The sequence below is a fragment of the Pectobacterium peruviense genome (assembly GCF_003312355.2).
Lineage (GTDB): Bacteria > Pseudomonadota > Gammaproteobacteria > Enterobacterales > Enterobacteriaceae > Pectobacterium > Pectobacterium peruviense.
In genome coordinates this window covers 4,307,106-4,332,328 of sequence record NZ_CP161826.1, presented here as the reverse complement: position 1 = coordinate 4,332,328, position 25,223 = coordinate 4,307,106, and the positions used below count along the sequence as shown (strand labels likewise).

At 54.7% G+C, this 25,223-nt stretch carries 12 protein-coding genes; 9 read left to right on the top strand and 3 right to left on the bottom strand.

Annotation, left to right across the window (positions count from 1 at the left end; all coding sequences use genetic code 11):
* Positions 1 to 103: 103 nt before the first annotated feature.
* The gene (locus DUT67_RS19470) at positions 104 to 1,381 is read left to right on the top strand and encodes a NupC/NupG family nucleoside CNT transporter (RefSeq protein ID WP_048258513.1); all 1,278 of its coding nucleotides are present in this window, start codon (positions 104 to 106) and stop codon (positions 1,379 to 1,381) included.
* 149 nt (positions 1,382 to 1,530) lie between these two features.
* Positions 1,531 to 2,247 carry a 4'-phosphopantetheinyl transferase gene (locus DUT67_RS19465; protein ID WP_113626376.1) on the top strand — a complete coding sequence of 239 codons (717 nt, stop codon included), beginning with the start codon at positions 1,531 to 1,533 and terminating at the stop codon, positions 2,245 to 2,247.
* A 229-nt stretch (positions 2,248 to 2,476) separates the two neighbouring features.
* Here the strand turns inward: DUT67_RS19465 and DUT67_RS19460 are convergent, their stop codons facing one another.
* The gene (locus tag DUT67_RS19460; protein WP_113626375.1) at positions 2,477 to 4,447 is read right to left on the bottom strand and encodes a TonB-dependent receptor; all 1,971 of its coding nucleotides are present in this window, start codon (positions 4,445 to 4,447) and stop codon (positions 2,477 to 2,479) included.
* 82 nt (positions 4,448 to 4,529) lie between these two features.
* Entirely contained in the window at positions 4,530 to 5,780 is a 1,251-nt protein-coding gene (locus tag DUT67_RS19455; protein ID WP_113626531.1) for an MFS transporter, read from the bottom strand.
* A 343-nt stretch (positions 5,781 to 6,123) separates the two neighbouring features.
* Here DUT67_RS19455 and DUT67_RS19450 point away from each other — a divergent pair, with 343 nt between their 5' ends.
* The 7 genes from DUT67_RS19450 to DUT67_RS19420 are packed head-to-tail and all read left to right on the top strand — an operon-like array spanning position 6,124 to position 22,250.
* Positions 6,124 to 7,320 carry an isochorismate synthase MenF gene (locus DUT67_RS19450; protein WP_113626374.1) on the top strand — a complete coding sequence of 399 codons (1,197 nt, stop codon included), beginning with the start codon at positions 6,124 to 6,126 and terminating at the stop codon, positions 7,318 to 7,320.
* Positions 7,317 to 8,945: a (2,3-dihydroxybenzoyl)adenylate synthase gene (locus tag DUT67_RS19445; protein ID WP_113626373.1), complete on the top strand. Its 1,629-nt coding sequence runs from the start codon at positions 7,317 to 7,319 to the stop codon at positions 8,943 to 8,945. Before DUT67_RS19450 ends, DUT67_RS19445 begins: the two co-directional genes overlap by 4 nt.
* A gap of 26 nt (positions 8,946 to 8,971) precedes the next feature.
* Positions 8,972 to 9,847, top strand: coding sequence for an isochorismatase (locus DUT67_RS19440; protein WP_113626372.1), 876 nt, complete (start codon positions 8,972 to 8,974; stop codon positions 9,845 to 9,847).
* Positions 9,844 to 12,987 carry a non-ribosomal peptide synthetase gene (locus DUT67_RS19435; RefSeq protein ID WP_113626371.1) on the top strand — a complete coding sequence of 1,048 codons (3,144 nt, stop codon included), beginning with the start codon at positions 9,844 to 9,846 and terminating at the stop codon, positions 12,985 to 12,987. The genes DUT67_RS19440 and DUT67_RS19435 overlap by 4 nt, the downstream gene beginning before the upstream one ends.
* A 5-nt stretch (positions 12,988 to 12,992) precedes the next feature.
* Entirely contained in the window at positions 12,993 to 13,778 is a 786-nt protein-coding gene (gene dhbA / locus DUT67_RS19430; RefSeq protein WP_113626530.1) for a 2,3-dihydro-2,3-dihydroxybenzoate dehydrogenase, read from the top strand.
* A 22-nt stretch (positions 13,779 to 13,800) separates the two neighbouring features.
* Complete coding sequence (locus DUT67_RS19425) at positions 13,801 to 20,151, top strand: non-ribosomal peptide synthetase (RefSeq protein WP_113632123.1); 6,351 nt, start codon at positions 13,801 to 13,803, stop codon at positions 20,149 to 20,151.
* Positions 20,148 to 22,250, top strand: a complete 2,103-nt coding sequence (locus tag DUT67_RS19420) for an amino acid adenylation domain-containing protein (protein WP_113632122.1) — start codon at positions 20,148 to 20,150, stop codon at positions 22,248 to 22,250. The genes DUT67_RS19425 and DUT67_RS19420 overlap by 4 nt, the downstream gene beginning before the upstream one ends.
* 409 nt (positions 22,251 to 22,659) lie before the next feature.
* Here DUT67_RS19420 and DUT67_RS19415 read toward each other — a convergent pair whose 3' ends face one another.
* Positions 22,660 to 24,741, bottom strand: coding sequence for a DUF4034 domain-containing protein (locus tag DUT67_RS19415; RefSeq protein ID WP_113626367.1), 2,082 nt, complete (start codon positions 24,739 to 24,741; stop codon positions 22,660 to 22,662).
* Positions 24,742 to 25,223 lie beyond the last annotated feature (482 nt).

The following is a 25,223-nucleotide window of genomic DNA, read 5'->3' as shown; positions in this document are numbered from 1 at the left end:
ATTTAGAGTATAGGATTGGTTCGCCAGCGCGTGCTGACCGTTCTGGCGAAATGATTTTTTATTATGCATTCACTTTTTTCACGCGTTTTATAGGGAACTGCACATGCAACTCGTTATGAGTCTCATCGGCATGATTGTTTTGATACTGTGCGCGGTTATGTTGTCCAATAACCGTAAAGCTATCAGATTGCGCACCGTAGTCGGTGCTTTCATTCTTCAGATCGCTATCGGCGCGCTGGTGCTGTATGTGCCAGTTGGGCGCAAGATCCTGGAGGGTTTGACGGGCGGTGTAGCAAACGTTATCGCCTACGGAAATCAAGGCGTGTCGTTCATGTTTGGCGGGCTGGTCTCCGACAAAATGTTTGAGGTTTTTGGTGGTGGCGGGTTTGTTTTTGCACTCCGCGTATTGCCGATCATCGTCTTTTTCTCTTCCCTTATCGCCGTGCTGTATTACATAGGCGTGATGCAATTGGTCATCAAGGTACTTGGTGGTGGATTGCAGAAACTGTTGGGAACCTCCCGTACTGAATCGCTCTCTGCGACGGCTAATATCTTTGTCGGACAAACGGAAGCACCGCTGGTGGTTCGTCCGTATATTGCCAACATGACGCAATCAGAGCTGTTTGCGGTGATGTGTGGCGGTCTGGCATCCATTGCCGGTGCCGTGATGGCGGGCTATGCCCAGATGGGCGTGCCGTTGGAATACCTGATCGCTGCCTCCTTCATGGCTGCACCGGGCGGGTTACTGTTTGCCAAACTGATGGTGCCAGAAACAGAAAAAACGCACGACCATGATGAGATGGTTGGCTTTGTTGATGAAGACGACCGTCCCGCCAACGTCATTGATGCGGCGGCAAGCGGTGCAGCTTCTGGTATGCAACTGGCGCTGAATGTTGGTGCGATGCTGCTGGCATTTATCGCGTTGATCGCCGTGTTGAACGGTATTCTGGGCGGCATTGGCGGCTGGTTTGACTATCCGCAGCTGTCGCTGGAAATGATTCTGGGTTGGTGCTTTGCACCCGTTGCGTTCCTGATCGGTATTCCCTGGAGTGAAGCGACCGTTGCGGGTTCGTTCATTGGGCAAAAACTGATCGTCAACGAGTTCGTCGCGTACATGAATTTCAGTGAATATCTGAAAGCTGATGACGTGGTGCAGGCTGCTGGTTTGCAGGTTCTGTCGGATCATACCAAAGCTGTGATTTCGTTCGCGCTGTGTGGCTTTGCTAACCTTTCGTCTATTGCTATTCTTATTGGAGGTTTGGGCAGTATGGCACCGACTCGGCGTCAGGATATTGCCCGCTTTGGTTTGAAAGCGGTTGCGGCAGGTACGCTTTCTAACCTGATGAGCGCCTGCATCGCAGGGTTCTTTTTGGCTCTGTAGATGTAACCTGGCATTCTTGCGGTAGCGAGATGATGGGCGGCGAAAGTCGCCCATTTTTCGTTTAAATCCCTGTATTTATTGGGGTTTAATCGGAGCTTCCGCAGTGTTTACCGAGTTCTGGTGCGATATGCTTGCCTGAGTAGAGTGACATGCTTTCTGCTTTTATTGATGATGTTGAATGGATTACTTTTCCACGGGCAACGGACGGTGCCGCCTACCCAGGTATTACTGCTCGCTGCCATTTCCATTTGTCTGCCTATGACGACGCGCTTTTTGCCGAGGCGAACATTCCTTTTTCTGACGCGCTAGAGCGCGCGGTACCGAAACGACGCGCCGAATTTCTGGCTGGCCGTTGTCTGGCCAAGCGTGTATTAAACAAGTTGGACCATCCCGATTTTATTCTGCATAGCGGAGAAGACCGCTCACCGCAGTGGCCGGGAAATGTTGCTGGTTCACTGAGCCATAACAAAGACAGCGTACTCTGCGCCGCACATTTACGTAGCGATGAGGTATCGTGCGTGGGCGTGGATATCGAAGGATTTATGTCCGACGAGCGTGCGCAATCGTTGTGGCCCGGCATCATTGGCGATGAAGAGTTTCAGTGGTTTCAGGGGCGAGACGAGGGATTTAGCTGTTTACTGACGGTAAGCTTCTCGGCGAAAGAGAGCCTGTTCAAGGCACTTTACCCGCAGGTTCGGCACTATTTCGATTTTCTGGATGCCAGGCTGGTGGCGCTGGATATCACCAAACGCGAGTTTGAGCTGGAACTGCTGACCGATCTGACGCCGACGTTTTATGCCGGACGCCGTTTTAAAGGTGCGTATCTGCTGAGAGAGTACGACGTCACCACCTTTATTTGCTGCTAAAAAAGCCCGCGTTAGCGCTGAGGCTGCTGACAAAGTCCGTAGAGCGGGAGTAACGGATAGATCGTAAAGACGCTGTAAATACGTCCATGTAAGCTCGGGTTGCGCCATCCTTGGCGCAAACGCTTTACTCTTCTATTCCGTTACGCCCGTTTTCATTCGGAAAATAGGTTTGTCAACGGTCTGAAGCCCGCGTTAGCGGGCTAGAGTCATTGAGCAGAACTTATCGGCATCAGAACTTGTAGCTCACTCCGCCGTACACCGTACGTCCAGACAGGAAGTAGTCGTTGTCGGTGGCAACGTAGTCCCGTTTTTCGTTAGTCAGGTTAGTGAGGCCCAGCTTCAGATCTACGTTTTTAACCGGTGTATAGGTGGCACCGATATCCACGGTATTGAAGCCTCTGGTTCTAAGTGCTTCTTTATCGCGCAGATATTGGTTACTGGTGTACTGATAGGACACATAGGTTGAAAGATTATCCAGTGCCTGCCAGTTCAACTGCGTGTTAACCGTATTTTTCGGGGTTTGCTTCAGACGCTTTCTGGTGGTGCGGTCTTCGGCATCGACAACCGTCCAGTTGGTGGTCCAGTTCAGGTCATCAGTCAGATCGACCCAGAATGAGGTCTCGATTCCTTGGATACGTGCTTTATTCACGTTGTAATAAGGAAGATTGACTATCTTAGATCTGTCATAATTCCAAGCCTCAGATTGGATCATGTCCTTGATATCATTATTAAACAGAGTGACACCTCCGCCGAAGCGTTCAGCCTCATAGGCGGTACCTATTTCATAGCTGATAGAGGTTTCTGCTTTGAGATTAGGATTACCGACGAGATAGCAAAATCCGCGGCATGCTGATTTCATATAGCCGGGGGTAAATTGAGCGAGGGTTGGGGCTTTAAATGCCTTATTGACACCGCCTTTGATCACCCAGTTGTCAGTCAAACTATAAGTGGCGTAGGCGCGTGGGCTGAACTCGGTGCCATAAACTTCATGGTGGTCGACGCGACCACCAAAGGTGAGGGCTAAATCCGCAATCTTGAATTCATCTTGCAGGAAAAGAGCACTCTGATTGACGTCTATTTTGCCGCTTTTCATGTTCATGCTGTGTTCTAAGGATGTTATGCGGTATTCGCCGCCGCCGGTCAGCAGATGATCGCCCAGATAACCAGAGATCTGCCCGTCAATCGTATGATTATTCTGGGTAATGTCGGCTATGCCTTTATTCAGCTCAGAATTATCCATTAAATCGATGTTTTCGTAGTAATAACGTAGCCGCGTATCAACATTGTCCCAGCTACCGTTATGCGTTAGTCCCAGGCCGAGGCGATCAATTTTTTGTGTATTATGAGCCGTGGTTCCTGAGTTATTCCAGTCAACGAAGCGGTCATCTTTGGTATACGTTGCATCAAAATCCAAACTCTGCTGTGAATCGATCAACCACGTCAGGTTACCCAGCACGCTATAGTTATCACGTTTTTCCAGAGCATCTGAGTTGCGATTCTTAGATTGTTCGGTACGCCATGCATCACGTTTGCCGCCGTCTACAATCAAACTACCTAGCAACGTATTTTCTATTAATGGCCCGCTGACGTAGCCATTCAGACGATTATGATCGCCACCGGAACCTTCGGTTGGCGCCTGAAAGTTATAGCCGAGTTCACCGGCAACTTTCTCACCCGGCTGGCGCAGTATTACGTTTACGACACCGCCCAGCGCATCGGCACCGTACAGCGAAGACATCGGGCCGCGAATCACTTCAATACGTTCAATCGCTGACATCGGAATGGAGCTAAGATCGAAATCGTTCCCCATGTCGGCCGCGAGTGATTCTTGGGAGTTGATACGACGGCCATTCACCAGCAGCAGCGTGTAGTCAGCCCGCATGCCACGGATCTTGATTTCGTTACGGCCATAGGTAGATGACGGGTTGATATTAATGCCCGGTAGCTTTTTCACCGCGTCGGAAACGTTATTCACCGACATCTTTTCCAGCTCGGCGCGAGTGATGACAGAGACGCTGGCGGGGGCGCTTAGCGTGGTGTGTTTCGTCTGTGTTGCTGTTACGACGATTTTTTCATCTGCTGCGTTTTCTGCCTGTGCGAGCGCAGGCAGTGCCAGTAATCCCGTCACTAGCAGGGCGTGATACACCTTGCTGTGTGGAAAATGATGATGTGAAAAACGACTTTCCGGTTTTAGCTGCATGTCAAAGACCCCATCAAAGAGTGGAAAAAATATCCCCGTAAGTAACGTGTTGCCGACCCACTCGTTGTGTGAGTCGATCAGTTTATTGCTCAGTCACCTGTGCCGACTGGCGTGCTGCCATTTTCCGGCCACGTTCAGCCAACTGTGGAATCAAGCGCATGGTCAGCAGCATGGCTGCCAGTGCAAAGATAGTGCTGGCGACGGCGAGCTGTGAGAATCCGTCAATTCTTCCCTCTGCGGAGGTGCTCAGATAAGCGGCAGAGGCGACGCTGGCAAGCCCCGAGGCCACGTTGGCCGCAGTTCCCTGATAGGACATGAACGCGGCGCGCTGATGCGGTAGCGGAATACCCGCGGTAATTGCCAGCGTGCTGCTGGAACGCGCCGCGCTGAGTGCCATGAACAGGGGGAATACCAGATACAGGGAAAGTGAAAAGGGAAAAACGAAGCCGCAGAGAATGACAACGGCCAGCAGCAGTGTCGTTACCACGATCGTCCGGCTGGCATACCCTCGATCCAGCAGATTGCCGCACAGTTGCATGGTCACCATGCTTGCCAGCCCACCGCAGAGATAGAGCAGTGAAATATCATCGCGCGGGAAAGCGAGATTGAACTGAAAATAGTTGGAAAAATGAGGGATCAGCAGGAAATGACCGAACATTTGTAGCGAAATCACCGTTAGCCCTAGCACGAAAAGAGGAGAGGCCAGCAGGTCATGTAGTACAGAGGTTGGCGCTTTACTGGGAGCAAGATCTTGCTGAACTCGATGCGTCGGCGGCATGGAAGGAAAGAGCCACAGCACTAACAACACCAGCAGCAGGCCGCCGATGCCGAACGTATAAAACGGCGCTTGCCAGTTAATACGGTGAGCCAGCTCCAGCGACAGCGGCATGATAACAATGGCCGCAAGCGAAAAGCTCATGCCGACATAGGCCAGCTGCTTTCCACGTTCGTTGGCTGGCACAATATCGACAACCGCCGCCATCAAGACGCCGGATGCCGGCCCGGCAACACAGCCCGCCAGAATGAACAGCAGCAAAAGATCGGTTTGGCTGGTGGCAAACATGCAGGCTGCCGTCAGGCCGAAGCGCAGCGTCAGTAGAACGATCAGGGCATGTTTGCGGTTAAATCTGTCCAGATAGGGCGCGGCGAGGAAGCCGACGATAGCAGAAGCAAATGTTGCGCCGCCGCTAATATAGCCGATGTTCTTGGCATCCATGGACAGGGCGCTGACGAAGTCAGGACCTAGCGGCATCACCATCATCAGACTACCGAGGGAAAGCATGTTGATGAGCAACGCCAGATGCACAACGTATCGGGTGTGCGGGCGGTACATGCTTTCATCCATGACAGGCTCACATTTAGACACAGTTAGTAAAATATTTGCGCAGTCTAGCGCAGCTTAATTTCATTGACAATAAATGATAACCATTTTCATTATCATCTGTGATGTGGGTTTTATAATCAATACATTCTTATTGCTAACCATTAACTGTTGTGAAAGATGAACAATAAAATTGATTAACATCAATATAACCCGCAATTAATGGGCGTGAATAACCATTGTGTGGAAGGATTGACCGAACACGTTACTTCAGTGTAATTTAACTGCGCTTAATATGAATGATAATGATTTTAATAATCATTGGTATTTAATTTGCGAGCGCAGGAGCTGTCTTGTGGATACACTGATTACAGAAACTGAAACATTTAGCGGACTAACCTATTCGGAACAGACCGCTTTTTTATATGCATCGGAACACCGAAGCCTTTCTACTTCTGGCTTATTTGAACGTATTTCGTCCCCTGTTTGTGCTCCAGGCTCGCACGATGACGGGCTCAGCCCTGCCATCTCGCAGGCGTTCCAGCGGGCGCGTCAGGCAGGGCAGTCGCTGCCTATTGTTGTGGGGGCGATTCCTTTTGATACCACGCAACCATCTTGTCTCTATATTCCTGATAGTTATACCGTTACGACGAAGTCTGAACTCGTCAGCCGTGCTCGTAAGCACACGACTGCGGCACCAAAAGCGTTAACGCTAAACAGTGTCCCGGACGAATGTCAGTTCAAGTCCATCGTGGCAGAGGCCGTTGAGCGCTTCCGCCGTGGTGAACTGAGCAAGGCAGTGCTGTCACGTATTCTGGACATTGAACTGGCGAGCCCTGTTAAGGCGCAAACGATCCTCAACAATCTGATGGTGCAGAACGCGGGGGGATACCACTTCTCGCTGCCGCTGCCCGATGGTTCGGTATTACTGGGTGCCAGCCCAGAACTGCTATTGCGTAAGCAGGGGAACGTGATTGTCTCTAATCCGCTGGCGGGGTCGGCGCGACGGATGAACGATGAACATCTGGACTATCTGAACAGCCAGCGTTTGTTGAATTCAGGCAAAGACAAACACGAGCATAAGCTGGTGGTGGACGACATTCGTCAGCGCCTGATGCCGCTGTGTGCGTCGTTAACCATTCCATCGGCTCCCTCGCTGATGAGCACTGCCTCAATGTGGCACTTGTCCACCGCGATCCGCGGTGAATTGGCAAACCCGGACATGACAGCACTTCAGGTCGCCTGTCAGCTCCATCCGACCCCCGCACTGTGCGGCTTCCCTACACAGGAAGCGCGTCAACTGATCGCCGAACTGGAACCGCACGATCGTGGCGTATTCAGCGGGATCGTCGGCTGGTGTGATGCCAACGGTGATGGCGAATGGGTGATAGTCATTCGCTGCGGCACCATCAAACACAATAAGGTCCGCCTGTTTGCTGGCGCGGGTATTGTTGAGGCATCCGTCCCCGAGGATGAATGGGCTGAAACCGCCGCCAAATTAAACACGATGCTGAATGCGTTTGGGCTTAACTCAGGTGTGGATGGACTATGAGCATTGAATTTACGCCCTGGCCAGAGGAACTGGCACAGCGTTATCGCGACAAGGGATACTGGGTCGGCCTGCCGTTAACGGATGCCTGGGAACGTCATCTGGCGACACAGCCGGACGCCGTTGCCGTCGTGTGCGGCGAGCGTCAGTGGAGCTATCGGGAACTGGATCGGCAATCTTCCGCTCTTGCATCTCGCCTGACGGAAAGCGGTCTGCGCGGTGGTGACACCGCGCTGGTGCAGTTGCCGAACGTGGCCGAATTTTACCTGACCTTTTTTGCGTTGCTGAAAATGGGCGTCGCGCCAGTTAACGCGCTGTTCAGCCATAACAAGCTGGAGCTGCTGTCGTACGCCACGCAGATCGAACCGCGCTTGCTGATCGCATCAGCCGAACATCCGCTGTTTGGCAATGGTGAGTTTTGGGATCGGCTACAAACGCAGGTCCCTAGCCTGAAAACAGTGGTGATGCTTGGCGACAGCCCGTTGGGGCACAGTCTGACGGACTGGCTGCAACCGAGTACTTCCGCCAATAAGTATCAGCCTTCCGCGTCGGGGCAGGTCGCCTTCTTCCAGCTTTCTGGCGGCAGTACCGGCACGCCGAAGCTGATTCCTCGCACCCATGACGATTACTACTACAGCGTGCGTCGTAGTGTGGAAATCTGCGAGCTAACGCCACAGACCCGCTACCTGTGTGCGTTGCCCGCGCCGCATAATTTCCCGCTAAGTTCTCCCGGTTCACTGGGCGTATTTTACGCTGGTGGACGCGTCGTACTGGCATCCGATCCGGGAGCAATGACCTGTTTCCCGCTGATCGAACGTCATCAAATCGATATTACTTCACTGGTGCCGCCTGCTGCCGCGCTGTGGATTCAGGCGGCAGAACAGTTTGGCGAAGCGCTGCGTAGCCTGAAGATTTTGCAGGTGGGTGGAGCGAAACTAAGTGAAACCGTCGCCCGTCGTATTCCGTCGGTGCTGGGCTGTCAGTTACAACAGGTGCTGGGGATGGCGGAAGGGCTGGTGAACTACACCCGACTGGACGATAGCGACGAGCACATCTTTACCACGCAGGGTTACCCGATGAGCCCAGACGATGAAGTGAAGGTGTTAGACCGAGACGGTAACCCGGTGCCGAGAGGTGAAGCGGGGCTATTGGCGACGCGCGGCCCGTATACCTTCCGTGGCTATTACCGCAGCCCGGAGCACAATGCCCGTGCTTTCGACAGCGACGGTTTCTACCACTCGGGCGATGTGGTGCAGATGACCGAAGAGGGCTACTTGCGTGTGGTCGGGCGGGAGAAAGATCAGATTAACCGCGGTGGTGAAAAGATCGCTGCCGAAGAAATCGAAAATCTGCTGCTCAAGCATGACGGCATTCTCCATGCCGCGCTGGTATCCATGCCCGATCCGGTCATGGGCGAAAAAAGCTGTGCTTTTCTGGTGGTCAGCGATTCCTCACTGAAAGCCATCACGTTAAGAAAATATCTTCGCAATCAGGGTATTGCCGAATTCAAACTGCCGGACCGCTTCGAGATGATCGACACCTTGCCCGTCACACCGGTCGGCAAGATTGATAAGAAATCACTCCGTCAGCGTATCCAGACCCAACTTAGCATTCACGACCCAATTTAGTATTCAAAATAAATAAGGATTTTGTGATGGCAATCCCTTCTATTGCTTCTTATCCCCTGCCGCGCGCACAGGATTTCCCAGAAAACAAAGTTTCCTGGGCGTTTGAACCTGAACGTGCGGTGCTGCTGATTCACGACATGCAGGACTATTTCGTGAATTTCTATGGTGCGGATAGCCCGCTGGCACAGCAGCTGATTGAGAATATTTCGGCGCTGAGAACCTACTGTAAAGCTCTGGGGATCCCTGTGGTGTATACCGCGCAGCCTAACGCGCAGAGCGCCGCTGATCGTGCGCTGCTGAATGATATGTGGGGCGCAGGGCTGAATAATCATCCTGAGAAACAGCGTGTTGTGAGCGCCTTGGCTCCGGATGAGCATGACACGGTGCTGGTGAAGTGGCGCTACAGCGCATTCCATCGTTCCCCGCTGGAACCGATGATGAAAGAGATGGGCAAAGATCAGCTGATTATCTGCGGCGTTTACGGGCATATCGGCTGCATGATTACCGCGACGGATGCCTTCATGCGCGATATCAAACCCTTCATGGTGGGCGATGCTATTGCGGATTTCTCACTTCAGGAACATCTGATGGCGCTGAAATATGTGGCGACGCGCGCCGGACGGGTGGTCAGTACAGCAGAACTTACGGGAGAGAAAATGGCACAGGCACTGACGAAACAAGGACTGAGAGCGCATCTGCTGAGCTTAATCGACGAAGAAGAAGATCAGTTCGATGAAGATGAAAACCTGATCGATTATGGTCTGGACTCGGTGCGCATGATGGCGCTGCTGACCGAATGGCGCAATCAAGGCGTTACGCTGAGTTTTGTCGATCTGGCGCGTAACCCCAGCCTGAATGCCTGGTGGGCGCTGATCGAAAAACAGCAGGGAGCCGCATTATGAAGCCGTTGAGCGTTGCGCAGCGCGGGCTGTGGTTAGGCCATGCGCTGAACGATGATAAGGCGACGTTCAACACGGCGGAATGCATCGCATTTGATGGCAAAGTCGATATTGACGCCATGCTGAGCGCAATTCGTCAGGCCGTGATGGAATGCGAGTGCCTGTACTGCCAGTTTGTTGAGGTTGCGGGTGAATATGCAGAGCAACCAGAGATAGGTTTTGTGGCTTCGCAACTGCCCGTTCCGATTGGCGTGCTGCCGATTGTCGAACTGTTGCCTGCACCGATGACGGACGAAGAGCAGACGATACGTCAGTGGGCGCGTGACGAAATCTCTCTGCCGCTGGATTTACTGAACGGATTACCCTGCCGTTTTGCGCTGCTATGCGGTGAAAAACGCGATTTTCTCTACAGCTGTGTTCACCATATTGCATTAGACGGCTTTGGCACCACGATGCTGTTTCAACGCATCGCCCAGATCTATACCTCGCTGACGGCGGGGCAGTCCGCACCGCTGGCCGAGTTTGGTCCGTTCAGTGAGGTGTTGGAAGAGGAACGGCAGCGCGATGCCTGCGGGCAGACGGCGCAGGCGCGTGATTTCTGGCTAGAGACGCTGAACGCGATGCCGGAACCCGCCAGTTTTAGTGAGAAGAAAGCACCGATAGCCGCGCGTTTTTTGCGTCAAAGCTGTGATATGCCTGCGGATCTCTGGCAACCGCTGACCGCTCTGTGTGAAGGCAATAAAATCAGCTGGCCGGATCTGTTTTTAGCGATGTTGGCGACGCATCTGAAACTGGTGTCCGGCATCGACCGACTGACGTTCGGGATGATGGTGATGAACCGTATCGGTTCTGCCTCGCTGATGGTGCCGAGCATGCAGATGAATATCGTACCGCTGTGTATTCAGGTGGATGAACAGGCGGATTTTGTGGCGCTGGCGCAACAGGTTGCCCGCACCAAACGCACGCTTCGTCGTCATCAGCATTATCGCTATGAGCATTTACGCCGCGACCTGAATCGCGTTGGCGGCGAACAGCGCCTTTTCGGGCCGCTGATCAATATCATGCCGTTCGATCATCCACTCAATTACGGATCGCTGTCGTCCAGCACGCTGAATCTCAGTGCCGGGCCGGTAGAAGATCTGACGATCGAGATCCATTTCAAACCTGATGGCACGCCGGTGTTGGATTTTGATGCCAATCCAGCTTGTTACAGCGCAGAAGCGCTTGCCAGCCTGCAAGAAACTCTGTTCACGCTGCTTCAGCGCTGGCTGACGCAGCCGCAGCAAACCAGCGGCGAACTGCTGGGACGCTGGCTGCGTGAAGAACGTGAACTGGCGCTGATCACCAGCCGTGAGCCTGAACCGTTTGTTGAGCCGGTTCTGACGGCGATTGCCAAGCAGGCGCGTAAAAACCCGAGTCATATCGCATTGGCGCAGCGCGATCGGCAATACAGCTATCAGCAACTGATGGATCTAAGCGGTCAGGCCGCTGCGGCGCTACATGAGCGCGGTGTACAACCCGGCGAACGCATCGGGATTATGCTGAACCGTAGCCCTGAAACCATTATCAGTTTGCTGGCCGTGATGCAGTGCGGTGCGGTTTATGTGCCGCTTGACCCTGAACAGCCGCGCGAGCGTCAGCAACACATCATCCAGATTGCCGAGCTGCGTACGATTGTGACGCAGGCGGATTACCAGCATCGGCTGGCTTCGGTCTTTTCCGGTGAAATCGTTCTGGCGGGGCATCTTCTGTCATCCAATGCGCATGCCGTGGCGCTGCCGATGGCGGAATCGAGAGAAGGCCAGATTGCCTACGTCATGTTTACTTCGGGATCGACCGGATTGCCGAAAGGCGTGGAGATCGGTGCTAGCGCGCTGGATCATTTCACTGCGGCGGCACGTCAGCGCTACGGCCTGCGTGCCGCGGATCGCGTGCTGCAATTTGCTCCGTTTAACTTTGATGCCAGCATCGAAGAGATTTTTGCCACGCTAACCAGCGGTGCGACGCTGGTGCTGCGTACCGATGAGATGTTGGAATCGATTCCCACCTTTGTCGAACAGGTAGACGCACAGGCGATTACGCTGCTCGATCTGCCGACCGCATTCTGGAACGAATGGGTGGTGGGGCTGAAAACCGGCACGCTGACCCTGCCTTCTGCACTGCGCGCTATCATCATCGGTGGTGAAGCCGTGTATCCCGAACAACTGGTGCAGTGGCAACGCCACGCGCCGGATACGCTGCGATTAATCAATACGTATGGCCCAACGGAAACCACGGTGGTGGCGACCAGCTGCGACCTGCAAACCCAGTCTGCTGATGTGGCGCAGCTCCCTATCGGTCTGCCGTTGGCAGGAGTAAACGCGTTGGTTCTGGCGACGGGCGATCGCCCTGCGGCGGAAGGTGAACTGGTGCTGCTGGGGCCAACGCTGGCCGCGGGTTACATCGGCACGGAACACACGGCGTTTACGCAGCTAGCAGTGGGCGAACGGGATCTTCCGGCTTATCGTACGGGTGACAGAGTGCGTCTGGAAAAAGGACAGCTGCTGTACCTCGGGCGCATGGATAACGAATTTAAAATCAGCGGCTATCGGATTCAGCCAGGGGAAGTCGAAGCCCATTTGCTGGCGCAACCGGAAGTCGATGAAGCCTGCGTGCAGGGCATTGTTTACCCCAACGGGGTGCGACGTCTGGTGGCGTTTATCGCCACGAAAGAGGGCGAGATCGATGCCCGCGCGCTGAAACAACGCCTGAGCAGCGTACTGCCGCCTGCCATGATCCCCACCGATTATCGTGCTTTCCATCAGTTGCCGAAAACCGGATCCAACAAGGTCGATCGCAAGCGTCTGCTGACGGAATATCACGATGATGCACCGACGCAGGCGCTAGCCAGCGACACCGAGAATCGGGTCAGCGCCATCTGGCAGCAGATCCTCGGTGTGTCGGGGATTCAATCGCGGGATAACTTCTTCGAACTGGGCGGACAGTCATTACAGACCATCCAGATCGTCAATCGTCTGGCCGCAGAGTTTTCCGTCAGCATCAAAGTCTCTGATGTGTTCGATCATCCACAGCTCAGCGACTTCTGCTGCTATCTGGATGACAGGCTGTCACAGGATGAAAACAGCGTGGAAATGGTGTGGTAGGGAAAATGATGAACAAGGCACAACCTCTTCAGTTTGATTTCAGCGGGCAGACCGTCTGGGTAACCGGCGCGGCGAGCGGCATTGGCGAAAGCATTGCCCGACAGTTTGTCTCGCTGGGCGCGAAGGTGATCGGATTCGATCGCGCATTCCAACATAACGCTTCCCCGTATAACGATCGCCCGTTTACCTGCGTGACGCTGGATATCAGCGAACCGAATAGCGTGGCGGCAGTGTGTCGTCAGCAGTTGGCGGAAACGGGACTCGACGTTCTGGTCAATGCCGCCGGGATCCTGCGTTTAGGTGATATCGATGCGCTGAGCGTGGATGACTGGCAGCAGTGTATTAACGTCAATGCCTCCGGCGCATTTTATCTGCTGAATGCACTGGTGCCGCACTTTAAGCAGCAGCGCTGCGGCGCGATTATCTGCATCGGCTCCAATGCTGCGCATGTTCCCCGCATGCAGATGGCGGCGTACTGCGCCTCGAAAGCGGCGCTTACCAGCCTGTCTCACTGTGCCGGTCTGGAGCTGGCGCCTTACGGCGTGCGCTGCAATCTGGTGTCACCAGGATCGACGGATACGCCGATGCAGCGCGGCATGTGGCACAGCGCCGATGCGGAACAGCGCACTATCGCGGGCTTTCCTGACCAGTACAAGCTGGGGATTCCGCTGGGCAAGATTGCTCAGCCGGAAGAGATCGCCAATACCGTGGTTTTTTTGGCTTCCGATCTGGCCAGCCACATCACCATGCAGGACGTGGTGGTGGATGGCGGGGCAACGCTAACGGCCTGATTTGCTGAGAGAGTGACAAGTCATGAAAGATATCGTAACGCTGTTAAAGCAGCTGGAACGGCAGGGTGTACGTCTGGCGTTAAATGCGCAAGGACAGCTGATTTCGCAGTCCAATAAAGAAGCGATCACGGCAGAAATTGGGCGCACGATTAAGGAAAACAAAGACGCTATCGTGCGCTGCCTGACGGCGCAGCAGGCGTTTGAACGCCCTATCACACCGCAGAATGCGACGTCTGGCCCGCTGTCATCATCGCAAAGCGGACTGTGGTTTATCGAACAATACGAAGAGCAATCACACCTCTACAACATGCCGGTCTATTTTCGTCTGACTGGCACGCTGGATGTGGCCGCGTTGGAGTTTGCCTTTGACGCGCTGGCGCAGCGCCATGCCAGCCTGCGCACCCGTTTTGTGGTCAATGAACAGGGCAAGGGTGAACAGCGTATCGATGCCTATCAGCCGTTTGTGATACAGCATGATGACTTCTCACGGTTGCCGGAAGACGAGCGGGAAGAGCGCTTGCAGCAACAGGTGAAAGCGGAAATCAGCCGTCCGTTCGATCTCACGGCGGGCGATCTCACCCGCGTGCGGCTGGTGAAGATGAGTGAGTGGGTACATGTTCTGATGATCACCCAGCACCACATCATTTCCGATGGCTGGTCAGTGAAGAATCTGTTTGCGGACTTCAAACCAGCCTTTTTGGCCTGTCAAAACCGCCAGCCTTATCCCGTCGAGACCACCCAGCTTAACTATATCGACTACGCACACTGGTTTAATTCCGACGCATTTCTGGATTACCACAACGAATTCAAACCGTTCTGGGTTGAGCGGCTGACGGGTATTCCTGAAGTACACAGCCTGCCGCTGGATAAACCGCGTCCGGCGCATCAGAACAGCGGCGGTGAGGTGATCTTCTCCGCGATCAACAACGATCTGTGGGATAAATTCAAGCGTCTGTGTCAGCGCTACAATACGTCTAACTTCATTGGCCTGCATGCGGTGTTCTCCCTGATGCTGGCGCGCATCAGCGGCGAGAAAGACATTGTGATTGGCTCCCCGCTGGCCTATCGCGAACGGCCGGATATCGAAGATGTCGTCGGCTTCTTCGTTAACACCATCGTGTTGCGTACCCAGTTGGAGGACAGTCAGAATTTTGTCGATTACCTGCAATACTGTCGCGAACAGGATCTCTCAGCCTTCGATCATCAGCTCTATCGCTTTGAAGCGCTGAGTGAGGCGATCGGGTCCGATCGCACCACGGCGATCAACCCGATCTTCCAGGTCATGCTGGTTTATCAAGCCAAAGTGGATTTCAACGATCTGATCCCTGGCTGTGATGCGGCGGAGGAAACTTCGCCGGTGCTGCCCGCCAAGACGGACATTTCGGTCAAGGTGACGGAACTGATGGGCGAAGTGCGGCTGGACTGGTTGTTTGCCACCTCGCTGTTTGAACGCCAGACAATCCAGTATTACGCCGACCGCTTTATCCGACTGATCGAAGCCGTGGTGGAAAACCCGGAAACCGATGTCTGGCATCTGCCGTTGATGGAAGCGGATCGATTTGCCGCCGTGCTGGCTGAAACCGAGCAGTTGCCGCGTAGCTATCCGCAGCCACAGTTGACGGTAACCGACGTGATTGAAGCCGTGGCACAGCGTGATCCACAGCAGTTGGCGATTGCCTTTGATTGTGAGGAGCGCACCGACACGCTGACGTATACCGAGCTGAACAGGCAGGCTAACCAGCTCGCGCACTGGCTGCATCGTCAAGGGCTGGGCGAACAGTCGCTGGTTGGCGTGCTGGCGAAACGCGATCGCTATTTTGTTATTGCGTTGCTTGCCATCTGGAAAGCGGGTGCAGCCTATGTGCCGCTGGATCCTGACTATCCGCCAGAGCGACTGCGCCACATTATTACCGATGCCAATCTTGCCGTTATTCTCGGCGGCGATGGGCAACAGCTGGCGCAATGGTCAGCCGAACAGCGCATCGATCTGACCGATCCGGCGGTTGTCGATCAGTGGCAGGATCTGCCGGGTGATGAACCCCCTGCAATTCCGCGTCATGCACAGCAACTGGCACAGGTGATCTACACCTCGGGATCGACCGGCTTGCCGAAAGGCGTGATGATCGAACACGGTTCGCTGATCAATCTGCTGGACGATCATCGCGATCGCATCGATTTCACGCCACAAAGCACGATGTTCAACTGCATGTCGCTCTCGTTTGATGCCGGTAACATGACGACGCTGCTGCCGCTAAGCAGCGGTGGAACGTTAGCGTTTGGCGAGCCGAACGATCGCGCAATTATGCAGGCCGAACAGGCGGGTGCGACACACCTGATCCTACCGACGGCACTGATGTCGATTCTCGATCCTAAACAGGTTAACGGTATTCAAGCGATTGGCATGGGCGGGGAAGCCTGCCCGAACGCGGTGGTGGAAAACTGGGCCGATAAGGTGGCGCTGTACAACATGTACGGGCCGACGGAATGTACCGTCACGGCGTTGAGTACCCGTCTGCGTAAAGGCCAGCCCGTCACCATCGGTAAACCGCTCACCCATATTCAGGCGCTGATTCTGGATGCGGCCGGACAGCTGTGTCCGGCGGGCGTGCCGGGTGAACTGTGCCTTGCGGGGCTTGGTCTGGCGCGTGGTTATCTCAATCAACCGCAGATGACCGCCAGCCGCTTCGAACACATCACGTTAAACGATGTGAACAATGCGGGGCACGGCACGGCAACGTTGCGTATTTATCGCACTGGCGATAAAGCCAGACTGCTGAACAACGGTGACTATGAATACTGTGGCCGTATCGATGAGCAGATAAAGCTGCGTGGTTACCGCATCGAACCGGGTGAAATCGAGGCTCAGCTGTCGACAGTCTGCCCATCGCTGAAGCAGGTTAAAGTCATCGTGGCGCAGGTGGGAAGCCGTCCTGCGCTGGTCGCTTATGCCACGGTGAAAGCTGACAGCAGCACGCCTGAACCTGCCGCCGTACTGATTGATGTTGCAAAGTACCTACCGGAATACATGGTGCCTTTCCGGCTAATGCTGCTGGAAGACATGCCGCTGACGCCGAACGGTAAGCTCGATATGAAACAATTGCCGCCGGTGCTGGAAGCCAACGAAGGCGACGGTGAGGCTGATAACCCGTTGGAAGCGGACGTGCTGGCGATTTGGCGCAGCGTGCTGAATACACCGCTGGGCGTTGAGGATGATTTTTTCCGCTTAGGCGGTGACTCTATCCTCAGTATCCAACTGACAACGCGACTGCGCAGCGCAGGCTATGCCTGCACGGTGAAAGACGTTTTTGAAGCGAAGAGTGTACGGCGTTTGTGCCGTGTGCTGGCGCAGAATAATCGAGATACAGGCACTGTCGCGGAGCAGGGCACACTGGAAGGCGGGTTCGCGCTGCTGCCGATTCAGCGCTGGTTCATGGAGCAATCTCTGGCACGTCCTGAGCACTGGAATCAGGCGGCGATGATCCAACTGCCGGAAGTGGATACCGAACGGCTTGCCACGATGTTGCAGGCGTTGATGGCACAGCACGATGCGCTGCGTCTGGCCTGTGATGCCGAAGGGCAACGCTATCTGGCGGATGCGCCTTGCCCTGCTTTGCCGACGCTGGATTATCGCCAGCTTGGCGACGATGGCCTGCAACAGGCATTTACCGTATTGCAGAGTGAATTCGATCCTGCGCAGGGAAGAACGATGGCCTGTGCGCTGGTGCGGCACCATCCACAGGCGGATACCGCCTTGTTCCTCGCTTTCCACCACCTGGTGATTGATGCCGTGTCCTGGCGCATTCTGGTTGACGATCTGGAACGGTTGTACCTCGGTGAACCGCTGCTGCCGAAAACCTCCAGCTATCGTCAGTGGGGCGCGGCGCTGCAACACTACGCCACACAGCATGTGGAACAGCTGACGTACTGGCAGGCGCAGGAAGACGGCGTAGATCTGACGGCGCTACTGGCGGCGAAAGATCCACAGGGCCATGCCAGCGCCGCCATTCTGACGCTGGATACGGAAACCACGGGCCAACTGGTGAGCGAGGCCAATCGTGCCTTTAACACCGACGTCAGCGATTTACTGCTGGCGGCGCTGACTCGCACGCTAAACGATCTCGGCTGGGGCGATAAAGCACGCATCATGTTGGAAGGGCATGGTCGCGAAGCGATTGATCCGACGCTGGATGTCAGCCGCACCGTCGGGTGGTTTACCAGCACCTATCCGGTGTGCCTGCAAGATAAGCCAGACTGGGCTTCTCTGATTCAATCCAGCAAGGAACAACTGCGTCAGGTGCCGGATAAAGGCGTCGGGTTTAATCCGCTGCGCTACCATCACCCGCAAGGCAATTCGCTGACTTTGTCGCCGATTGTGTTCAACTATCTTGGGCTGTCGGTTCAGGCTGCGGGTACGTGGCGTCCGGTAGATATCGCGCCGGGATGCTGCGTATCACCAAAGAATAAACCGGCAGAGGTTATCAGTCTCCACGGTGGTATTACGGGCGGACAGCTGACGCTGCGTCAGGTTGGTTGCCTCAATCAGCGTTACAGTGAACGTCTGATGGCGCGGCTGACCGAGAATCTGCGTGCGCTGACGGAAGCCTGTTTGACACAGCTAAGCCACGGAATCGTCTTTACCCCCAGCGATTTCCCGGCCGTCAATCTGAGTCAGACGCAGCTCGACAGCCTGTCACAGCGTTATGACATCGACACACTGTTGCCGCTGTCATCGCTTCAGCAGTCAATGTTGTACCACCGCCTGCGCTGTCCACAGGACGATGCTTACCATCTGCAAACGCCGATTCGCTATGCGCAGGCGCTGGATGTGGAAGGCTATCGTCAGGCGTGGCAGCGTCAGATTCAGCGTTTCCCAGCCTTGCGTGCCGCGCTGGAAAGCGAGTGTGCCAACGTACAGGTGATTGTGAAGCAGGCAGACCTGCCTTTCCACTATCAGGATTTGATGCAGGATGCCGATCCGCTCGCAGTCATCGAACGCTATCGTCAGCAGGATTTACGCACCGGATTTGATTTGTCACAGCCGCCGCTGTTGCGCATTGCCTGTTTCCGTTTGGGCGAGCAGGACTATCGGGTGGTTCTTAGCTGTCATCACTGCGTGATCGATGGCTGGAGCGGACCACAGTTGCTGGGTGCGGTACACCGTGACTATCAGATGCTGATGCAGGGGCAGGTGTTAATGCACGGCGACGCACCAGCGATTCAGGTGGATCGCGCCTATGTGGATTATGCGCGGCATGCCGTAGCACAGCAGCCTGCCGTCGATGCTTTCTGGCAGCAGCGGCAGTCGCTGCTGGCACAGACGAACGATGTGGGCGTGCTGTTTGCGGCTGCGGGGAAACGCGCCGATCTCAACCAGCATCTGACGCAAATTGAACCGCAGGTCACCAGCGTGAGTCTGAACGAACAGGATCAGGTGACGCTAATCGCTTTTGCCCGTGAAGTGGGCGTTACGCACAGCATTATCGCGCAATACGCCTGGCATCGGCTGCTGGCGCGTTCGACTGGCGATGCGGTCAGTATTGTCGGGAACGTGCTGTCGGGCAGAGAAAGTCCGGTGGAAGACGTGGCGAGCAGCGTGGGCCTATACATCAACAGCCTACCGCTGGCGCTGAGCTGGCAGCAGTCCGTGTCGCTACAACAGCATCTGGTGCAGTTGCAGAATGAACTGATGGCGATGAATCAGCATGCCACGCAGTCGCTGATTGCGCTTACGGCTGGACGTTCTCGTCTGTTCAACAGCTTGTTTATCTATGAGAACTATCCAGATGCGAAAGCGGAGGAAGGCCAACGCGCTGACGATCCGCATCGGCTATATCCCGAGTTTTCAGCAGCCTATGAAAAGGTAGAAATGCCGCTGAATCTGGTGGTGCGTGAGCAGTCTGGCTGCATGCTGCTGCGCTTTGAGTTTGATGCAGACGCGCTGGACAGCGCGCAGGCGCGTCGGGTGTTAATGCGCTGGCATGACGAAGTGGTGGCGCTGATCAATAGCGCACCGCAGCAGCCAGCCGAGATTATCTGGCATGGGAAAGCGACAGGCTCGGTGGCGGCACAGAAAATCGTGCCGGATAGCAGCATTAGCCAGCCTGATACGCCGTTTGCCCAAGCGCTGCTGCGCGTGTGGGCGCAAACGCTACATCCCGGTGAACCCGGCCTCGGTGAGTCTGGCCTCTGGTCACGTACGTTGTGTGAAAGTGGTGTCGATTCGCTCCAGCGTATTGCGCTGGCACAGGCGCTGAGCCGTACGCTAGCGCAGCCAGTGAGCGTGGCGCTATTGCAGCGCTACTCTTCACCGCAGGCGCTGAGTGGATATCTGGCACGGTCGAAGGCTACCGCCAATGAGGAAACGCTGTCATGATAGGGAGCAATGGTGTCATCGAGAATCTGTTGGCCGATATTCAACAACCGACAGCCTTCGGGCAGCGGGCGGGTGCCGCACACGGGGAACAGCGCCACAGCGGTGAGTTGTCCCGTCAGTATCCTGCATCATTGGTGTGCGCGGCGTGGAGCTGGCTGCTGTACAAATACAGTGGTGAAGAACAGGTCTGTGCTGCGCTCGTTACGTCCGATCTTCCTGATAACGTGAGGCCGTTGATCGCTCATTTTCAACAGCGCGATCGTCTTGTCAGCGAGTGGATCGCAGAGGTGGGATCGTCGTGTGATCCGCAGTCTGCTCCAGCGGTTCTGACCGCTGAAACCCTGCATGCGTTGTTTAGCAGCCTGCTAATTGCGGGAGATGTGGCGTCGTTACCTGAAGCCGTGCAAAAAGTGGCGCTGATCGTACAGGTGCAGAACGATCGGTTAATTCTGACCGCGCCTGATGGACAGCTCGATAATCAGCAGCTTCAGCGTATTGCGCGCCATCTCACGCGGCTACTCGATGGCCTGTTGGCACAGCGCTGGGAGCGGCTGGCGCAAATTCGCCTCAGCCCGCTGGTGGCGCCGTTACCCCACAGGACGCAGGCGCGTGCACTGCATGAGGAACTGTTCATGCGACTTGCTCAGGATGCGCGTCAGGATCGTGTCGCGATCCGTTTTCAGGAACGCGCCATTAGCTATCGGGAACTACTGCAACGTGTGGCGTTGATTCAGCAGACGTTAGCTGCGCAGGGCATCACTGCCGGTCAGCGCGTGGGGCTGCATCTCAGTCGGCAGCCTGACACGGTGGCGGCGCTACTCGCCTGCCTGTTTTCTCAGATAGCGTTTGTACCGCTGGAGCCAGATTTCCCTGGGGAGCGGCTACAGGCGATTCAGCAAGAAGCCGCGCTGGCTGCGGTCTTGCAGGATGGTTATACCGGTGGGTCGCTGACGTTTGACTGCCCGATACTGAACCTCTGTGATTTACCGGATGCAGACCGTGCCCCTTCCGTGGGCGTACAGTTGGCACAGGCGGGTGGGCCGGAAACGGCAGCCTATATGATGTTTACCTCCGGTTCGACGGGGAAACCGAAAGGCGTGGTGATTGGTCAGCGGGCGCTGCAAACCTTTATTCATGCCAGCGTAGAGCGGCTGGCCTTAACGGATAACGCGAACTGGCTGCTCATCACTACGCTTGCCTTTGATATCTCCATGCTGGAAGTGTTTGCGCCGCTGTGGGTCGGTGGCGTGCTGCATCTGACCACACATGAGGAGTACAAAGATCCGCAGGCGGTTGTGGCGTATTTTCAGGATCGACCGGAAATCAACGTGTTGCAGGCCACACCTGCTTTCTGGCGCATGATGTTCAAAGCGGGCTGGCAGGGTAAACCTGATCTGGTGGCGCTATGCGGCGGCGAAGCGCTGGATCTGCGACTGGCACAGCGCTTGGTCAGCCGTTGCAAGACGCTGTGGAATTGCTATGGGCCAACCGAAGCGACAATTTGGTCGCAGATGGCGCAAATTGACGGCGCTGCACTGGAGAACCAGCACACGATTGCGCTTGGGAATACGCTGGCGGGCTATCAACATCTGGTGATCGATGACGATCGTCATCCTCTGGCAGAAGGGATGGTGGGTGAACTGTGCATTCTCGGTGAGGCGCTGAGCAGCGGATACTGGCAGCGTGACGATCTGACGCAGGATCGTTTTGTTCAGCAGATGGAATCCGGGCAGCGAATGTATCGCACGGGTGATAAAGTCCGGTTGCTGGGGGACGATCGCTATCAGTATCTCGGGCGTTTCGACGATCAGGTGAAATTACGGGGATTTCGCATCGAACTAGGGGAGATCGAAGCGCAATTGAAGCGGATCGAACAGGTGCAGGATGCGGCCGTCAAACTTCAGGGCGAAGGGGATGACGCGGTGCTGGTTGGCTACGTTGAATATAAACCCGGTTCAGAGATGACCAAGCTGGCGCTGCGTAAACAGCTGCATCAGTTCTTGCCCGCTTACATGGTGCCGGGGCGCATCGTGACGTTGGATAAGCTCCCCAAAACTGGCAGCGGTAAGGTCGATCGTAAACGTCTGACCGACGTTTGAAAGTGATAAAGGGCAGCATCGCTGGCCAATGACATGATGCGGTGATTTCTCCGCGATGAGAGGTTTCCGAATACACAAATAATTAGGGAGTGAAATCGGAGTTGGCCGTTATCCGGCGTAAGAAATTATGCTGAGGAGATAGCAGGCTTAGGATGAGCCGCAGGGACGCGGCGAAAGCTTGCGCCACGTCGGGAACGTGTCGCAAGCGGTCCGTTAAGCCTGATGCCGACGAAGGCATCGCGCAGCGACATAATTTAGCCAAAAGCCAGGGTTCACAGGGCGACGGCGCTGAGCCGCCCTGTGTCGGGCGCGTGCTACGAGGTAGCATGAAAATGACGGTATTGTGGCGCACGAAACTGTCTCCGCGTTCGCATAAAATATGACGAAGAGACAGCACGATGGGGAAAGCCTACTGGTGTTCCTGATGGGCGTCATCACCAAACGTGATTGCACGTCCACGCGCATCTATTTTCGCTTTATCGCGGTTGAAGGCCATCTTCGCCCGGACGCCACCCAGCATACCGCCGCGTTGATAGATTTCGTTCGCCCGATCGTGGTTGTATTGGCTATCAGGGCTGATTTCCAGCGCGCGATCGATCCACACTTTCGCCAGATAGCTATTTTGGGCTACGCCTGCACCGTTACGGAAAGCATACGCGTAGTAACCTGCCGCATAGTCGCGGTTGGCATCGTCGTCGTCGTCCCATAACACCGGCAGTACGTTATCAACACAGAGCGCCTGATCTTCAGGGATATTGCTAAACAACAAAAGTGTGCTCAGTTCTCTTGCCGAGCGTTGCCAGACGGTTTTTCCCAGATTAGGGCTACGCAGTACGCTGAACAACAGTGTGCTCGCACGCTCATATTGTTCCGGCGTCAGCGTGTCATTTTCATTGATCAGATTATAGGCCACGTTGTACATGCTAATGACATGGCCTTTCTCCGCCGACACACCCTTCCAATAGCGTGATTTTTCGTGATCTTCATAAGGTGAAGGATCCCGGCCGTGCATGCGTGATAGATGGCCTGAATAGAGGTCACCGAGTGACGCCATTGAGGAGACTTCTCCCCAACTTGCGGCTTCGTGTAGCAGAAAGACCCCTGCTTCTTCGGAAACCGACTCAAACAGGTTAGCGGCGGCTTGGCCAAAATTGACATCGGATTCGAGAGTGCTGCAACGCGCAAGCAAGGCATCGCTATCGAATTGGCCTTGAGCGATGCCATAGAAACCAAATTTGCTGGCGAGCGCGGCGATAGTGGTTTCATACGCCGAATCTGCCCACGCCTGACAGCGTTCCAGAAATTTTGGCATCAAATTGAAGCTGTCTTCGATACCGGCAAAATTCACACAGCTGATTAAGGTATCGAGCGCACCCTCATCAGGGTGTGATTCAGGAAGATCAACCTGCCAGGCTTCAACCATCAGGTCATAAGCCTTCTGCATATCGGCCTTATTCCAGTGGATCTCGTTACCTTCTTCGGTTCTCGCATACGTGCTGAGGAAGCTGGCGTATTTACGTAGAACTCTAGCCCGAACATCGACATCAAGTTCAAGCGTCAGCAACCAGTCGAAGGTTCTTCGGCAGTACGCCACGCTTTCTGTGTCCTGAGCATCGGGTAGTAGCCCGTTATAGCCAATATAGTCCCAACACTGCGTAACACGCAGGCTGTTACGTTCTGGCTCTGTCAGTGCTTCACACAGCGGCCCATCAATAAATTCAGTCATTATTTCATGACTACCGCCCCAGCGTGGGTATAGGAAGTAAACGCACTCGTTACGAATGGATAAGTCCTGTGGGCGAGTGGCTAAGGTGACCCGCAGCCAGTAGTGCATGGGCTCTTCCCATTCGTGCTCCTCTCTGGCTGGCAGTGGAGTAGGCAGAGCAACAGGGAGCTCAACAAGCGCTTGCGCACCCTCATTACGCAAGTGCTGTAGGCCCGCTTCCCAAAGCTCGGGTTCAACCTGCGCCTGACGCTGCGTGTAGGTCAGAGGTTCACCGCCTTGCAGTAATACGCCTAGCCACTGTGGTTCACCTAAATAGCAGGTCAAACGAAACAGGCGCGAAAAGGTCAGGGCAGGTCGCTGATGTAACGCGCTGGCGCGCAGGTAGGCCGCGACGCCCAGATCGCGAGCCAGTTCGGCCCCCATCCAGCGATCGTCTTCTACATATTCTCCACCATTTGAGGTACGAATCCGTGCTGCCGCATTTTCCCAGTACTGCCCGGTGAGGTGGTGGGCGTGGTAGCTCTCAGGACGTGCGGCAACCCAGGCCTGCAAGTGCGACAAAATGTTGGCATGAGACACTGCTGGGTCAAAGATCGAATTGATATTCCAGTTATAGGTATAAGGCAGATTCGGGCCATCCAGCCAAATCTGGTGCTCTTGTTCCAGCAGGCTATCGAGTGCATCGAATTGATGCGTCGCGAACATCTCGCGCAGCTGCGCGCGGCGATTAATCAATACGGTGAGTGATTCAGAGATTGATGTCATAGAGTAAATTCTTAGGCCGTTGTTGAGTCATTACGCCGACAACATCACGCTTTATCAGCACTATGCGCAGGCAGGATTTCGGAGAGATATCGTGCTGTATCTCATTGATAATGAATATTGTTATACCAACAAATCGGTACGCAAACATCGATATTTACATAAATGTAAATAATCTTTTAAAACGGTGTGATTACGGCAGGGGAGAAGAGGCATATCTGAGGGGGCGTGTTATACCGCTATCATGAAACAGAAATCGGATTGTCATAAAACCATGAGAGTTTATAAGTCTCTCCTACATTTTCATGATCATTATTTACCCGCGAATAATATACTCAACGGTGAATACACATAAGAATAGTATTTCCGCTCTCTACCCCATCGATAAGAATAGGTGTTGAAGTAAAAAACTAAAGATTGCTATTTTTTTAGTTTTTTAACATGAATAAAGGTGTGCGCGTTAATTAATATCCTGTTTTATTAAT